We start from the raw sequence: 15051 nt of genomic DNA, 5'->3' as shown, positions 1-15051 counted from the left end.
AAAGCCATACAGAGCAATTAGCCCTAAGCAGCAGTTTTACACTAAATCTGCGACAATACTTTTTTTCATTATTTGCGATGGTTTGATGTCACACAGTCCTTCTCCTAAAGCGTTAATCAAGCAACTGGATGCGGTGCTTTGCCGTGATCGTTTTCCGTTATATCGCCAGTTACGCGAACTGGATCGGCAGCCTAATGCGCAAAAACTGGAAAAAATCCTCGAGCGTTATACTCAATCGGCTTTACAGGTTAGCCAACGCTTAGCCAGTATTCCGCCATTGCACTACGACACGCAACTGCCGATTGCCGATAAAAAAGAACAAATCAAGGCGGCGATTGCCCAGCATCAGGTGGTCATTATTGCCGGCGAAACCGGTTCAGGTAAAACCACTCAACTGCCTAAAATTTGCTTAGAGTTAGGCTTAGGCGCGCGCGGTTTAATTGGTCATACTCAGCCTCGACGTTTAGCAGCGCGCAGCGTAGCCACACGGATTGCCGAAGAATTACATACCCCACTGGGCGAGTTAGTGGGCTATCAAGTACGTTTTGAAGATCATAGTCATGATGGCTCACTGATTAAGCTGATGACCGACGGAATTTTGCTGGCCGAAACCCGTAATGATCGTTTCTTATCGCGCTATGACACGCTGATTATTGATGAAGCCCATGAGCGCAGCCTGAATATTGATTTTCTCTTGGGTTACCTAAAGCAGCTGCTGCCAAAACGCCCTGATCTTAAGGTCATTGTTACCTCAGCCACCATTGATTTAGAACGTTTTTCTAAACACTTTAATGATGCGCCGATTATTGAAGTCTCAGGCCGTACCTATCCGGTTGAGACCTGGTATCGCCCGCTACTGATTGAATCGGATGATCCCGAAGAAAGCGTTGAAGAAGACCTGAGTGTTGAGCAAGGTATTTTGCAGGCCTTAGCCGAAATTGCCGCCCATGAGCGTGCCCAGAGCAAGTTGCCCGGTGATGTGTTGGTGTTTCTACCCGGCGAGCGGGAAATTCGTGACTGTGCGGAAGCCTTACGTAAAGCCCAACTCAAACACGCAGAAGTTCTGCCTTTATATGCCAGGCTGTCACCGAGCGAACAACAAAAAATATTTCAGCCACGCCCTGCCCGCAAAATTGTACTCGCCACTAACGTAGCGGAAACTTCGCTCACAGTGCCTGGTATTCGCTATGTAATTGATAGCGGCACTGCACGGATTAGCCGTTACAGTTACCGCGCTAAAGTGCAACGCTTACCGGTTGAGCCTATTTCCCAAGCTTCAGCTAACCAGCGCCAAGGCCGTTGTGGTCGGGTTGAGCCTGGAATTTGTATCCGCCTCTACAGCGAAGATGACTACCTTGCCCGCCCAGAATTTACTGACCCAGAAATTCTACGCACCAACTTGGCCGCGGTTATTTTACAGATGCTGAATTTGCGCCTGGGTGCAATTGAGCAATTTCCCTTTATTGAGCCGCCAGAAAGTCGGGCGATTAATGATGGCTTTAACTTATTACAAGAACTCAGTGCGGTTAGCAAAGAAGGCCAGCTGACCCAGATTGGTCGACAACTGGCGCAATTACCAATTGATCCTCGTTTAGGCCGTATGCTGCTGGAAGGGGCTAACCACAATAGTTTGCGCGAAGTACTGATTGTGACTAGCGCATTATCGGTACAGGATGTACGCGAGCGCCCGGCTGACCGCCAACAAGCCGCAGACCAAGCCCATGCCCAATGGAAAGATCCAGACTCGGATTTTGCGGCCTTGATTAATATTTGGCGTGGCTTTGAAGAGCAACGTCTCGCGCTTGGCAGTAATGCGCTACGCCGTTGGTGCCGGAAAAACTTTCTGCATTATCTAAGATTACGCGAATGGCGCGATGCCCATCGCCAACTGACCCTCATTTGCCGGGATCTTAAACTGCCTTTCAATGACAGTGCTGCTGAGTACGCAGCGCTACACAAAGCATTGCTTTCAGGATTGCTTAGCCAAATCGGACAAAAAACCGATGACAATGATTATCTAGGTGCGCGCCAGCGACGCTTCTTGATTCACCCCTCATCAGTTATTGGGCGTAAAAAGCCAAAATGGATCATGGCCGCAGAGCTTGTAGAAACCAGTAAGCTATTTGCTCGAATGGTGGCTAAAATTGAGCCGGAATGGGTAGAACCTTTAGCCGAACACTTAGTTAAACGCAATTACCTAGAGCCCCATTGGGAAAAACGCCGTGGCCAAGTAGTCGCTGATGAGCAAGTGACGCTGTATGGCTTAATTATTATCCCTAGACGCCCTATGCATTACGGCCCGATAGATCCAGTCATCAGCCGCGAGCTGTTTATCCGTGAAGGCCTAGTGATGGGCGATATTTTTAGCCGCGCTCAGTGCCTAACGGCTAACCGCGAATTACTAGAGCGTTTAGACAAATTAGAGGCTAAAGCCCGGCGCCGCGATATTTTGGCCGATGAAGAGGTGCTATTTAACTATTACAGCCAAACCGTGCCCCAAGATATTTATCAAACCGCCAGTTTTGATCGTTGGTACAACCGCGAAAGCGCTAAGCAGCCACAATTATTGTTAATGCAAGAAAGTGATGTCTTAGCGCGGGATGCCTCTGAAGTCACTGCCAATCAGTTTCCAGACAAATTAACCCTAGGCCATTTACAGCTGCCCTTAAGCTACCATTTTGAGCCTGGCCACCCGCGAGATGGCGTCACCTTAACCGTGCCCGCGCCGCTACTTGCTCAATTGCCTAGCGAACGTTTACCGTGGTTAGTGCCTGGCATGCTCGAGCAACGCTGTATTGCGCTAGTACGTAACCTGCCAAAAGCGATTCGCAAAAACTTTGTGCCGGTGCCAGATTTTGTCGGGGCCGCAGTTGAGCGCCTAACCTTTGCTGAAGGCAACTTATATCACGCCTTGGGTCATGAACTGCTGCGCATGACTGGCGTGCGCGTCAGTGATGAACACTGGCTGGCAGCTGAACAACAGCTCGACAGCCACTTTCGCGTCAATCTTGCGGTGGTTGATGCTGCTGGCAAGCTACTCGGTGAAGCGCGCAGTTTAAGCTCACTCTTAGCCCGCTTTGCCGATGTCAGCCAACAAGCACTCGAAGTTCGCCGCCCAGAATCAGCTAAGCAAGCGATCTCCGGCCACGCCTTTTCAGTCAAGCCTACCGCCAAACAAAAAGTGGCCGGAATGAGCTTAACTGTGTTTCCCGCGTTAGTTGATGAGCAAGGCGAGGTGCAAGAAAATCGCTTCTCAACCCAAGCCGAAGCCGATTACCAGCATCGCCGTGCTTTGCAACGTTTACTGTTACAGCAATTACCCGAGCAAGCCAAATACTTACGACAAAAACTATCTCAACAGACACAGCTGGCCCTGCTGTATCGCGAATTTGGCCGCACTGAAGCGCTAATCGAGGATATTTTATTGGCCAGTGTCGACCGCTGCTTGCTGGCACCTTTAGAGCAGCTGCCACGTAATGCCGAGCAACTGCAACAAGCTACTGAGCAATATAGAGCCAACTGGACCCACACAGCAGAACAGCTAGCCCAACTAGTCTTGAGGATTTTGCAACAACAACATGAGCTAAAAAAGCGCTTGAAAGGCCGGATTGATCTCAGCGTTGCGTTTGCCTTAACGGATATAAAAAACCAGTTACAAACCTTGATTTATCCTGGCTTTGTGCGCAATACCCCCTACCAGTGGCTAGAACAATACCCTCGCTACCTAACCGCTATCGCCCAGCGTTTAGATAAAGTGGGCAGCCAAGCCCAACGCGATAAAGTCTGGACTTTAGAGTTACAAGGTTATCAAGAACAACTCAATAAACGTGCCGCACAGCATCAAGCAGAGGGTAAACATGACCCAGAACTTACGCTGTATCGCTGGATGCTAGAAGAGTATCGCGTCTCACTGTTTGCCCAGCAACTGGGCACACAAATGCCAGTCTCAGATAAACGCCTGAAAAAGCAGTGGCAAGCGGTGATGACTTAGTCGCTAGTTAGCTATAGAGTAAATCAACAACGCGCTCCCTGAGTCATCAGGGAGCGCGTTTTAATTGAGCGAGGTTTAGGCAACCCGCGCCTGAGGAAATAAACGCTTAAAGTTAGCGCTGGTTTGCTCGGCAAAGGCTTCAACGGACACGCCGCGTAACTCAGCCAAAAATTTACCCACCTCAACCACATACTCAGGCAAATTGGGCTTACCACGAAACGGCACAGGCGCTAAATACGGCGAATCAGTTTCAATTAGTAAGCGATCCGCAGGTACTTGCAGCGCTACTTCCCGAAGCGCATCGGCATTGCGAAAGGTAACAATTCCAGACAGTGAAATATAAAAGCCTAAATCCAGTGCCTGCTTAGCCATTTCCCAGTTTTCAGTGAAGCAATGCATCACTCCCGCTTCGGGCAGCGCTGCTTCTCGTAGCAAGGCAATGGTGTCTTCCCGGGCTTCACGGGTATGAACAATTACCGGCTTTTTCGTCTGTTTAGCCGCCTCTAAGTGCAAGCGAAACGAGTCTTGCTGTAACTGCTTAGTTTCTTGCTGGTAGTAATAATCCAGCCCAGTTTCTCCAACCGCCACCACCTCAGGGTGCGCTAACTCTTTGAGTAACCAGTCCAGCTGCGGTTCTTTATTCGCCTCTACATCCAATGGATGCACGCCCACCGAGCAATCCACATCCGGATAGGTACGCGCTAATTCACGCACGGCAGCAGCATTGTCCATACTGATGCCAATACACAAAAAGTGTTTTACTCCTTTATCTCGCGCACCTTGTAACGCGCTGGGCAAACAACCGTCATAGGCTTTTAAGTCCAAACGGTCTAAGTGGCAATGGGAGTCAATAAACATTCTGCGTCCTAAATTAAAGAGTAAAGGTGCTGCTCTCGGCTATTTGTGCACCGGCTAAATAAGCTTCAATTTTTTTGCGCACTGTAGAGTTTTCTTCTCTAAACTGTATACCTATGCCCGCCGGCTTATTGCCTTGAGCCCCTAATGGGGTCACCCATATTACTGTACCAGTGATCTGAATTTTCTCTGGCTCATCCAACAATGTAAGCAGAACAAGCACTTCATCCCCCATAGCGCATACATGGCTGGTTGGGATAAATAAGCCACCCTCACTTACAAACGGCATATAAGATGCATAAAGAGTGTTCACATCTTTAATGGTAAAAGTTAATCTAATTACCTCTTTCCCTAAGGCCATTTTTTTCCCTCTTCTAATTCTCACGCTTAGCTAACGCCGCAATAATGCTTGCCAGCGCACCAATAAGCTTTCCAATAATAAATCAGCTCGTAATGGCGCATGCTGCAACACCTTTTGCCGCTCTGCTAGCACCCACTGCTGGGTTTGATTAATCTCTGTGGTCTCAGTGTGCTTAGCTAAAAAGCCCAGTACCACTGCCATATCCGTTGAACTCAGTGCTTCTGGCAACTGAGTAACTTTAAAACTAAATAACTCATGTCCCCAAGCAGCAAACCAAGAAAAAATCAGGGTTAAGGGAATTTTAGCCCAAGCTCCTGCTAGATCACTAGGCGTTGCTTGCCCTTTAAATAACTGTTTCACCCCTTCCACTACCGTTGCCCGCTGGGCTAAGCCCTCAGTCTTGGCTAACTCCAACGCTAATAAAGGCGAGTATCCAGCAATTTGTAATAACTGCTGGGCTTGCAGAGTTGTCAGGTCAGCCACCTGATGTTGCAACCACTGCTGACTTTCAACCATCGTAGGTAATGGGCAGCGCTGTAGTAAACAACGACTTTTAATAGTCGGCAGCAAAAAGCCCAACTGATGGCTGACTAAAATAAAGTAGGTGTCTTTAGTTGGCTCTTCTAAGCTTTTTAACAAAGCATTCGCTGCAGCCACGCCCATGGCTTCGGCTGGTTCAATAATCACCACCTGCCGCCCGCCCTGTTGCGAGGTTTGCATAATGGTGTCTACCAGCTCCCGTACTTGGCTGATAACGATATTTTTACCTTTTTCCACTGGCAATAACTGCAGCAAGTCGGGATGCGAATCGGCCGCTATTAGCTTGCAACTTGAGCATTGACCGCAGGCTTGCTGCTTAGGCTGTTGGCATAACCAATACTTAGCCAAAGCCAAAGCCAGCTGGTATTTACCCGTGCCCTCTGGTCCATGCAATAAATACGCATGGGCTGGTTTTGGGTTATTTATCAGCTGCTGCCAAATAGGTTGCTGCCATGGATAAAGACTAGCCACCCAACTGCTCCAAAATACGAGGAAATATCTGTTGCAAATCGGCTTGCACCTGAGCCAATGGCTGGTCGGCATTAATAATCACAAAGCGCTCGGGCTCTTGCTCAGCACGCATTAAGTAGGTATTACGAATTCGATTAAAAAAATCCGTCTGCTCTTGCTCAAAACGATCTAACTGCCCCCGTGCCTTAGCTCTTGCCATGCCCGCTTCAATTGGCAAGTCAAAGAGTAAGGTTAGGTCCGGACGTAAGTCGGCTTGCACAAATTGCTCAAGAATCGCAATACGCTGCATGTTCACTCCGCGCCCTCCACCCTGATAAGCATAGCTCGCATCGGTAAAGCGATCACACAGCACCACCTCACCGCGAGCTAATGCTGGTTTAATTAGCTGCTCAAGGTGTTGTGCGCGACCAGCAAACATCAACAATAACTCAGTATCCGTAGCAACAGGTTCTTCCCTAGGGGCCAATAGCAAATGTCGAATCTCTTCGGCTAAAGGTGTTCCTCCTGGCTCACGGGTTAACGTAACCTGAACTCCTTGTGCCTGCAAAAACTCGGCTAAAAAAGCACGATTGGTAGTCTTTCCGGCCCCTTCTGGCCCCTCTAAAGTAATCAACAATCCACTCATGGCTGTACTCCTTGAGTCGCTTTAGGTGACTGAGTGCTAGGTGCTGGACTGGAACGATAATCGGCACGACGCTGTAACTGATACTGTCGAACAGCTTTATTATGCTCTGCCAAGGTTCGAGAGAATACATGGCTCCCATCACCTTTAGCTACAAAGTATAGTGTCTCCCCCGTTTTAGGGTGCAATGCTGCATGAATTGCCTCGCGCCCAACCATAGCAATTGGAGTCGGCGGTAACCCCTCAATCACATAGGTGTTATAGGCTGTTGGCTGACGTAAATCAGCGCGGGTAATTTTACCCTGATAACGCTCACCCATGCCATAAATCACGGTGGGATCAGTTTGCAAACGCATCCCTTTCGCTAAGCGCCGTACAAACACGCCAGCAATTTCAGCCCGCTCATGGGCCACGCCGGTTTCCTTTTCAATAATCGAGGCCATCACCAACGCCTGCTCTTTAGACTGATAAGGCAAGTTTTCGGCCCGCTGCTGCCACTCTTGCTGCAACACTTGCTCGAGTTTTTGATTGGCTTGCTTGAGTAAGGCCTGGTCACTTTGACCTCGCACAAACTGGTAAGTATCGGGGAAAAAACGCCCTTCTGGATGCTGTGCTGGCAGCCCTAGCTGCTGCATCAGTTGCTCATTACTTACTGCACTTAGGGTTTGCTTGAGCGCAGGATGGCTGGCTAAAGCCTGACGGACTTGCTGAATATTCCACCCCTCGACCAACGTCAGGCGATACTGTACCACCTCACCCTTGACCCACTTTTGCAGCAAGTCTTCAGCCGTCATCGTTGGCGTGATCTCGTATTCACCCACATGCAATGATTGCTGCGGATGATAATAGCGCCAATGCAAACGCAGCCAAAAACTGTCTTGAATAACGCCCTCTGCGGCTAAATGAGTCAGCAAACCACTGGGAGTACTGCCGCTCTCCGCGACTAAGACTTGCGCTTGCTCCAGCTTAAGCGGTTGTTGCAAGGTTTGCTGATACCATTGCCACGACAGCCCAGCGCTTAAAGCCAAAACACTGACTACCAGCAACATGGCTACTAGAATTTTTTTTAACACGCCTTAGGTTCCACAATAAAGCTCAGCCACCTGTTGCTGTAGCTGTTGAGTAATGGGGCCTACGGGCCAGCGATCATTCGCACAGGCGCGAACCGGCCATACGCCATACAGGCTATTACAAATAAACACTTCGGAGGCACTACTCAATTGAGCGCGCCCAATTGATCTGACTACAGGTGCATAGCCTAGTTGCTGAGCTCGTGCCAATAACCATGCTCGCATAGTGCCTAAGACTCCAGCCTGAGATAAATCTGGGGTGCAAAGTCTGCCCTCGAGCACACAAAATAAATTACTAAATACACCTTCAATCACTTGCTGCTGCTGATCTAGCACTAACCCTTCAGCAAACTCTGCACTACTCCACTCGGCTCGAGCGAGAACTTGCTCTAAGCGATTGAGATGCTTCATACCTGCCAATAGCGGCTGATGCGCCAAACGCGTTTGACAAGGAAAAAGTGATACGCCTTCGCTAAAGTTTGTCGCAGGCCAATTCGGCAAGGCCGACAGCTGTAAAATGCGCTGCACAGCTACAGGGTCAGGTGTCGCGTAGCCCCGCTGCCCCACTCCACGGGTATAAATTAACTTACACACGCCTTCAGGCGTCTCAGCAATAAAAGCTTCAAGCTCCGACAACAGTTGTGGCACATCAAGCGGTATTGATAAGCGCTGACAACTTTGACTTAAGCGCGCAAGGTGTTGTTCAAGTAAAGGAATACGCCCGTGCACCACACGCATGGTTTCAAACAAACCATCACCAAAGGCAAGACCACGGTCAGCCACCGACACACTGGCGATTGGCTGACCATTGATCCAAGTACGCATTATTTGTATTGTTTGAAAATTAGCGAGCCGTTAGTGCCACCAAAGCCAAAGGAATTACTGAGCACACTTTCAATTTTCATTGGTTTGGCTTGATTTGCAGCAAAGTCTAAATCACAGCCGGCGCTTGGGTTTTCCAAGTTAATGGTGGGCGGTGCGATCTGGTCGCGAATGGCTAAAATGCTAAAAATCGCTTCAACCGCACCTGCAGCGCCTAATAGGTGCCCTGTCATTGATTTAGTCGAGCTCACCACAAGCTGCTGGGCATGCTCACCAAATACCGTTTTAATCGCCTGCACCTCCGCTAAGTCTCCAGCAGGAGTCGAGGTACCATGGGCATTAATATACTGCACATCCTCGGGCTGCATCTTGGCATCTTTCAGCGCAGCAGCCATACAACGTGCCGCACCGGCGCCATCTTCTGGCGGAGCAGTCATATGGAAGGCATCGGAACCTAAACCAAAACCCACCACTTCAGCAAAAATTTTAGCTCCACGTGCTTTAGCATGCTCTAGTTCTTCTAGCACCAAGATTCCAGCGCCATCGGAGAGCACAAAGCCATCACGTTCTTCATCCCACGGTCGACTGGCTTTGGTGGGCTCAGCATTACGTGTAGAGAGTGCTCGAACCGCAGAGAAACCACCTAAGCCTAAACCACAGGTAGCCATTTCAGCACCACCAGCAATCATTACATCGGCTTCATCATAAGCAATATTACGTGCGGCTAAACCAATGCAGTGCGTACCTGTAGTACAAGCAGTAGCTACCGAGTAGTTAGGGCCTTGTAAACCTAAACGAATCGATAAAGTACCTGCGGCCATATTGATAATGGAGCCAGGCACAAAAAAAGGTGAAATACGACGCGGGCCTTGATCAAACAGCGTTTTGGCAGTGTTTTCGATATTTGGCAATCCACCGATGCCCGAACCAATGGTCACACCAATACGCTCACGATTGGCGTCACTCACCTCTAGCTCAGACTGTTCTAGTGCCTGATAACTAGCGGCCAATGCATATTGAATAAACAAATCCAGCTTACGTGCATCTTTAGCCGGCATATATTGTTCAATATTAAAATCTTTTACTGTGCCGCCAAATTGAGTAGCAAAAGCACTGACGTCCATATGCTCAATTACGTCAATCCCGCTTTCTCCGGCCAATACCGCTTTCCAGCTTGATTCAACATCGGCTCCGAGCGGGGAAACCATACCCATCCCGGTAACCACAACACGTCTACGCGACATGGCGATAACCCCTTTTTTGCATATTAACTGCCAAAAAAAAACCGCACTCCTGATTCAGGCAGTACGGCTTTTTTACTTGTTTAAAACCGCCGCTAGAAATTAAGCGTGGTTGTTAACGTAGTCGATAGCTTCTTGAACAGTAGTGATTTTTACCGCTTGCTCATCTGGAATCTCAGTGTCGAACTCTTCTTCTAACGCCATAACTAACTCAACGGTATCTAAAGAGTCCGCGCCTAAATCGTCAACGAAAGAAGCACTGTTTACTACTTCTTCAGCTTTAACACCTAATTGCTCTGCAACGATTTTTTTAACGCGTTCTTCGATATTGCTCATACAAAATACTCCTAAATGGAAACTAGGCAACTTTAGCTGCCGCTAAGTGTATAGAAAGGGCTTCACCTATTTCAAGCCAAAGCCTATTTTTACTTATCATTTCATGAATTTGATTCGACTATAGCAAGCGTATAGAAAAATCATACTTTAAAAACTCATTCTGTGACTAAAGAACCCTGCCTCAAGTCACAAAAAAGTCATTTTAACTCATATACATGCCGCCATTCACAGGAATTGTAGCCCCTGTAATATAAGCCGCTTTATCTGAAGCTAAAAAAGCCACGGTATCGGCAATCTCTTGGGCCTCACCTAACCGCGCCAGTGGAATCTGGCTCTTTAGTGCGTCACGCTGCGCTTCTGGTAATTCACGGGTCATATCAGTATCAATAAAGCCTGGCGCTACAGCGTTAACGGTAATATTACGTGAGCCTACTTCGCGCGCTAAGGCACGACCAAAACCTTCTACACCGGCTTTAGCTGCGGCGTAGTTAGCTTGCCCGGCATTACCCATTGAGCCGACTACGGAGCTGATATTAATAATCCGTCCCCAGCGGGCTTTACTCATACCCCGTAGCACGGCTTTGGATAAGCGAAACAAGCTATTAAGGTTAGTATCAATAACTGACTCCCAATCCTCCTCCCCCATCCGCAGCATTAAGTTATCCCGCGTAATCCCTGCGTTATTAACTAAAATCTGTGGTGCGCCATAGGTGTCTTGGATAGTTTTTAACACTTCCGCTACCGATTCAGGCTGACACACATCCAACACCAAACCGATACCTTCAACACCTTGCTGCTGCAAGGCTGCGGTAATTTTTTCAGCACCGCTGGCTGAGGTTGCAGTGCCAATTACAATCGCACCTTGACGTCCTAACTCTAATGCAGTTGCCTGTCCAATACCGCGACTGGCGCCAGTAACTAATGCCACCTTACCTTGCAAACTCATGATTTCTCTCCTATTGCTTAAGCCAATGCAGCTAACGTTGCGGCAAAGGCCTCAGGGGTATCTAAGTTAAAGGTACTCACCCCTTTGATGCAGCGTTTATTCAGTCCCGACAACACTTTGCCTGGACCACACTCAACCACCTGGGAAACCCCTTCAGCATCCAGTAACACCATGGTTTCGACCCAACGGACCGGGCTATATAATTGAGCCAATAAATTCTGCTCTAATGCAGCAAGATCGGTAGCTACTTCAGCAGTTACGTTCTGTACTAACGGAATACTTGGCTGCTGCCATTGCACTGCAGCTAACGACTCAGCAAATTGTTCTGCTGCTGGCTGCATTAATGCGCAATGGGACGGCACGCTGACAGGCAAAGGCATGGCACGCTTAGCACCGCGCGCTTTACAGGCTTCAATCGCCCGCTCTACTGCTGCTGCTGCACCTGCAATGACTACCTGACCTGGTGCGTTAAGGTTTACCGCACTGACCACTTCACCTTGAGCTGATTCAGCACAAGCGGCCTGCACGTCGGCATCATCCAAGCCTAAAATAGCCGCCATACCGCCGGTCCCCTCAGGCACCGCCTGCTGCATTAACTGGCCACGACGCTCAACTAACTTGACGGCCTCTGCCAATGACAAACTGCCCGCCGCCACTAACGCCGAGTACTCACCTAAACTATGACCCGCAACAAAAGCTGGCAATACCAAGCTATTAGCCTGCCATAAACGCCATAATGCAACTGAAGCGGTTAAAATCGCGGGCTGGGTTTTATCGGTTTGATTCAAGCTCGCCGCCGGGCCAGCCTGGGTCAACGCCCATAAATCATAACCTAAGCTGTCGGATGCTTCGGCAAACGTGTGTAGGATTTGGCTATGTTGCTGAGCAATTTCAGCCAGCATTCCTACCGCTTGTGAGCCTTGACCAGGAAAGACAAATGCAAGATTCGCAGACATAAAAACCTTCACTCAATAAATTCAGCGGCGCAGTTTGCCACGACTAGGCAGTCACTACAATTAGCTATTCGATGCACGCAGCCTTCTCGCCGTCACATTTTTCCAGTAAGGGGTGCAGGTGCTGCTGTAAATAACTGGGTAAATCTTCTTCAATTGCCTGCACCGCAGCTTTAATCGCATACTGAAAAGCCTCGCGCTTAGCACCGCCATGACTTTTAATCACAATGCCATTTAATCCCAGCATTCCAGCACCGTTATAACGCTCAGGCGCCAGATCTTTTTGCAACGCACGCCATACTGGCGCTGCCAACCAGGCCAGCAGGCCAGCCCGAATGCCACGCCCGAGCTCTTGACGAATACGCCCGCCAATCATTTGCGCTAGCCCTTCGGTAGCCTTTAGCAAAATGTTGCCGACAAAGCCATCACACACCACCACATCCGCCACTCCAGCAAAAATATCATCGCCTTCAATATAGCCAATGTAATTAATACTACTTAAACCCTTAAGTAACTCGTGCGCCTCTTTAACTTGCGAGTTGCCTTTAATTTGCTCACGCCCCACGTTTAACAGCGCTACTTTAGGGCGCCGTAAACCAGAAGCCTCAGTGGTTAGCGCACCTAACAAGGCAAATTGGTAAAGATGCTCAGCGGTGCAGTTCACATTGGCGCCCAAGTCTAGCAAATGCGACTTACCGGTACGGGTCGGAATGGCGGTCATGATTGCAGGCCGAACAATACCCGGAATCATTTTCAAAATGAGCTTGGATAACCCCATCAAAGCTCCGGTATTGCCCGCACTCACCACCGCCTGGGCACGACCAGAATTTACCAGCTCTAGCGCCACCCCCATGGAGGTATCAGCGTGATGACGCAAGACAGCCGAAGGCACTGCATCCATAGCGATGGATTCAGTTGCAAAATGCAAAGTTAAGCGGGAAGTATCAGCTTTAGGATAGAGCAGAAGCTCTTGTTCGATGGCTTCCTGCTGGCCAACGAGATGGATATGTAACGCAGGATTTTTTTTTAAGCTATCGAGGCAAGCGGGAACAGTACAGCGGGGACCGTAGTCCCCGCCCATTGCATCAACAGCAACAACAAGGGCTGACAAAATTACTCAGCAGCGGCCTTGTTAATTACTTGACGGCCACGGTACATGCCATCAGCAGATACGTGGTGACGCAGACGCACTTCACCTGTTGCTTTTTCAACAGTTAAAGTTTTTTCGGTTAATGCATCGTGAGAGCGACGCATGTCACGCGCTGAGCGTGATACTTTGTTCTTCTGAACAGCCATTGTGATTAACTCCTAAACGTTTGGATCGCGCTTTTTTAATTGCGCAAGGATACTGAACGGGTTAGATTCTTGAACTTCCTCACCCACAATGGATGAGTCGAGTTCGACTGGATGACAATCTTCAAGCGGATGCATCGGAATAATCGGTAGTGCTAGCAGCAACTCATCCTCAATTAAAGGATAAAGCGCTAACGGCTCCTCATCTACTTCCAGTGCATCATAACCTTTAGGTAACTGTGATTCATCAGTACCTGGCCAAACCATCGCATAGGTGCACTCAGCCTCAACCGGCAAAGCCGCATCACCTAAGCAACGCTGGCAAATCATTTGCACAGTGGATTGAAGCGTCAAATGCAATAATGCAACTTTTTGCTCATCACGGCGAAACTCCAGCGTTACCTGTACAGAACCGGCATCACTGCTAAGCAAATCGCAGACACGGGCAAATTCAGCTAGCGCAATTTCACCTTTAAGGGTGATTTCACGGTCAGCATATTTACGCGGGTCAACGTGAGGAGGAATCGGACCATTCATCATAGGCGCGGTATTCTATTGTTGAAGACTATAACTGTCAAAGGTTATTCGTCTTTGCAATCTATTCTTAACTAACGGAGCTGACATCATATAGAATACTGAGCTATAAGTCTGCGTGTTTGAGGAAATTCCCTAGTAAATAACTGTTTCCGTGCACGTAGCTTGCTTTATACTTAACTTTCTTTCGTTGACTGATATAGGTGCTATGTCCATTTCGCTATTCAACTGGGCAGCTATTTTCCTTTACTTAGCTGCCAGTCTGTATCACGGGATTAATCTGTGGCGTAGCCAGGCGATTCGGCCAGTTGTTTTTAATAGCCTAGGTATACTTGGGCTACTGGCCCACTTGTCTGGTCTGATGCCACAACTGCTAACTGAGCAAGGGCTACTACTCAGCTTTAGCCATGCCGCCAGTTTAATTGCCGCAGCGGTGGTACTGCTTACCTTAATTGGTAGTTGGCTGATGCCGATTCGGGTGTTGTTAGCACCCCTATTTGCCTTAAGTGCGCTGTTGGTACTAAGCACCATTGCCCTGCCCCAAGGTACTGTACAGTTAATCAATGAAGAGCCTGGTATTTTATGCCACATTTTACTGTCGGTATTAGCCTACGGCATGATTACCATTGCCGTGCTGCAGTCGCTCGTTCTATTAATCCAAGAGCAACAACTTCGCAAGCGCCCTGTATCTAAACTTATCAAGCACTTCCCCCCCCTACAAAGCATGGAAAAGCTACTCTTTGCTTTTTTATGGGCAGGCTGGATTCTTTTATCCTTATCCCTCGCTTCGGGCTGGATGTTCTTAGAAGATATTTTTGCCCAGCATCTTGCCCACAAGACCTCTCTGGCGGTAATGGCTTGGGTGGTATTTGCGATACTGCTTTGGGGTAGACATCAATTAGGCTGGCGTGGCCATACCGCAATTCGCTGGACCCTAGCTGGCTTTTGCTTACTGATGCTGGCTTATTTTGGCAGCAAACTGGTACGTGAATTTATCTTAAATATTTGAGGCATTA

General features: G+C 48.7%; 15 protein-coding genes. 2 read left to right on the top strand and 13 right to left on the bottom strand.

Going from position 1 to position 15051, the window contains the following annotated elements; translation table 11 throughout:
* Nucleotides 1-85 precede the first annotated feature (85 nt).
* Entirely contained in the window at nucleotides 86-3991 is a 3906-nt protein-coding gene (gene hrpA / locus AKN87_RS00740) for an ATP-dependent RNA helicase HrpA (protein WP_053102174.1), read from the top strand.
* Nucleotides 3992-4066: 75 nt separating this feature from the next.
* On the opposite strand, the gene AKN87_RS00735 is transcribed toward hrpA, so the two are convergent.
* From AKN87_RS00735 to AKN87_RS00675, 13 genes are all read right to left on the bottom strand, one after another.
* A complete protein-coding gene (locus AKN87_RS00735) occupies nucleotides 4067-4849 on the bottom strand; it encodes a TatD family hydrolase (RefSeq protein WP_053101585.1) in 783 nt (260 codons plus the stop codon).
* A 13-nt stretch (nucleotides 4850-4862) separates the two neighbouring features.
* On the bottom strand, nucleotides 4863-5207 hold the full coding sequence (locus tag AKN87_RS00730) for a PilZ domain-containing protein (protein ID WP_053101584.1): 345 nt from the start codon (nucleotides 5205-5207) through the stop codon (nucleotides 4863-4865).
* A 30-nt stretch (nucleotides 5208-5237) separates the two neighbouring features.
* Nucleotides 5238-6218, bottom strand: coding sequence for a DNA polymerase III subunit delta' (locus tag AKN87_RS00725; RefSeq protein WP_053102173.1), 981 nt, complete (start codon nucleotides 6216-6218; stop codon nucleotides 5238-5240).
* Nucleotides 6211-6843: a dTMP kinase gene (gene tmk, locus AKN87_RS00720; protein ID WP_053102172.1), complete on the bottom strand. Its 633-nt coding sequence runs from the start codon at nucleotides 6841-6843 to the stop codon at nucleotides 6211-6213. Before tmk ends, AKN87_RS00725 begins: the two co-directional genes overlap by 8 nt.
* Nucleotides 6840-7913 (bottom strand): endolytic transglycosylase MltG, encoded by a 1074-nt coding sequence (gene mltG / locus AKN87_RS00715; RefSeq protein WP_053102171.1) that lies wholly within the window; start codon nucleotides 7911-7913, stop codon nucleotides 6840-6842. Before mltG ends, tmk begins: the two co-directional genes overlap by 4 nt.
* Nucleotides 7914-7916: 3 nt before the next feature.
* Nucleotides 7917-8735 (bottom strand): aminodeoxychorismate lyase, encoded by an 819-nt coding sequence (pabC, locus tag AKN87_RS00710; protein WP_053101580.1) that lies wholly within the window; start codon nucleotides 8733-8735, stop codon nucleotides 7917-7919.
* Nucleotides 8735-9976 (bottom strand): beta-ketoacyl-ACP synthase II, encoded by a 1242-nt coding sequence (gene fabF / locus AKN87_RS00705; protein WP_053101579.1) that lies wholly within the window; start codon nucleotides 9974-9976, stop codon nucleotides 8735-8737. The genes pabC and fabF overlap by 1 nt, the downstream gene beginning before the upstream one ends.
* 99 nt (nucleotides 9977-10075) lie before the next feature.
* On the bottom strand, nucleotides 10076-10309 hold the full coding sequence (acpP, locus tag AKN87_RS00700) for an acyl carrier protein (protein ID WP_053101578.1): 234 nt from the start codon (nucleotides 10307-10309) through the stop codon (nucleotides 10076-10078).
* Nucleotides 10310-10511: 202 nt separating this feature from the next.
* Nucleotides 10512-11255 carry a 3-oxoacyl-ACP reductase FabG gene (gene fabG / locus AKN87_RS00695; RefSeq protein ID WP_053101577.1) on the bottom strand — a complete coding sequence of 248 codons (744 nt, stop codon included), beginning with the start codon at nucleotides 11253-11255 and terminating at the stop codon, nucleotides 10512-10514.
* A gap of 17 nt (nucleotides 11256-11272) precedes the next feature.
* Nucleotides 11273-12211, bottom strand: a complete 939-nt coding sequence (gene fabD / locus AKN87_RS00690; protein ID WP_053102170.1) for an ACP S-malonyltransferase — start codon at nucleotides 12209-12211, stop codon at nucleotides 11273-11275.
* A gap of 64 nt (nucleotides 12212-12275) precedes the next feature.
* Complete coding sequence (gene plsX, locus AKN87_RS00685) at nucleotides 12276-13319, bottom strand: phosphate acyltransferase PlsX (RefSeq protein WP_080995460.1); 1044 nt, start codon at nucleotides 13317-13319, stop codon at nucleotides 12276-12278.
* Nucleotides 13320-13321: 2 nt separating this feature from the next.
* Nucleotides 13322-13504: a 50S ribosomal protein L32 gene (gene rpmF, locus AKN87_RS00680; protein WP_053101574.1), complete on the bottom strand. Its 183-nt coding sequence runs from the start codon at nucleotides 13502-13504 to the stop codon at nucleotides 13322-13324.
* A 12-nt stretch (nucleotides 13505-13516) separates the two neighbouring features.
* On the bottom strand, nucleotides 13517-14041 hold the full coding sequence (locus tag AKN87_RS00675; RefSeq protein WP_053101573.1) for a YceD family protein: 525 nt from the start codon (nucleotides 14039-14041) through the stop codon (nucleotides 13517-13519).
* A gap of 202 nt (nucleotides 14042-14243) precedes the next feature.
* Here AKN87_RS00675 and AKN87_RS00670 point away from each other — a divergent pair, with 202 nt between their 5' ends.
* Entirely contained in the window at nucleotides 14244-15044 is an 801-nt protein-coding gene (locus AKN87_RS00670; RefSeq protein ID WP_053101572.1) for a cytochrome C assembly family protein, read from the top strand.
* Nucleotides 15045-15051: the final 7 nt, after the last annotated feature.

The sequence above is a fragment of the Thiopseudomonas alkaliphila genome, from assembly GCF_001267175.1.
Classification (GTDB): Bacteria; Pseudomonadota; Gammaproteobacteria; order Pseudomonadales; family Pseudomonadaceae; genus Oblitimonas; species Oblitimonas alkaliphila.
Note: the sequence above shows the minus strand (reverse complement) of the source record. Positions and strands in the feature narration are given on the sequence as shown.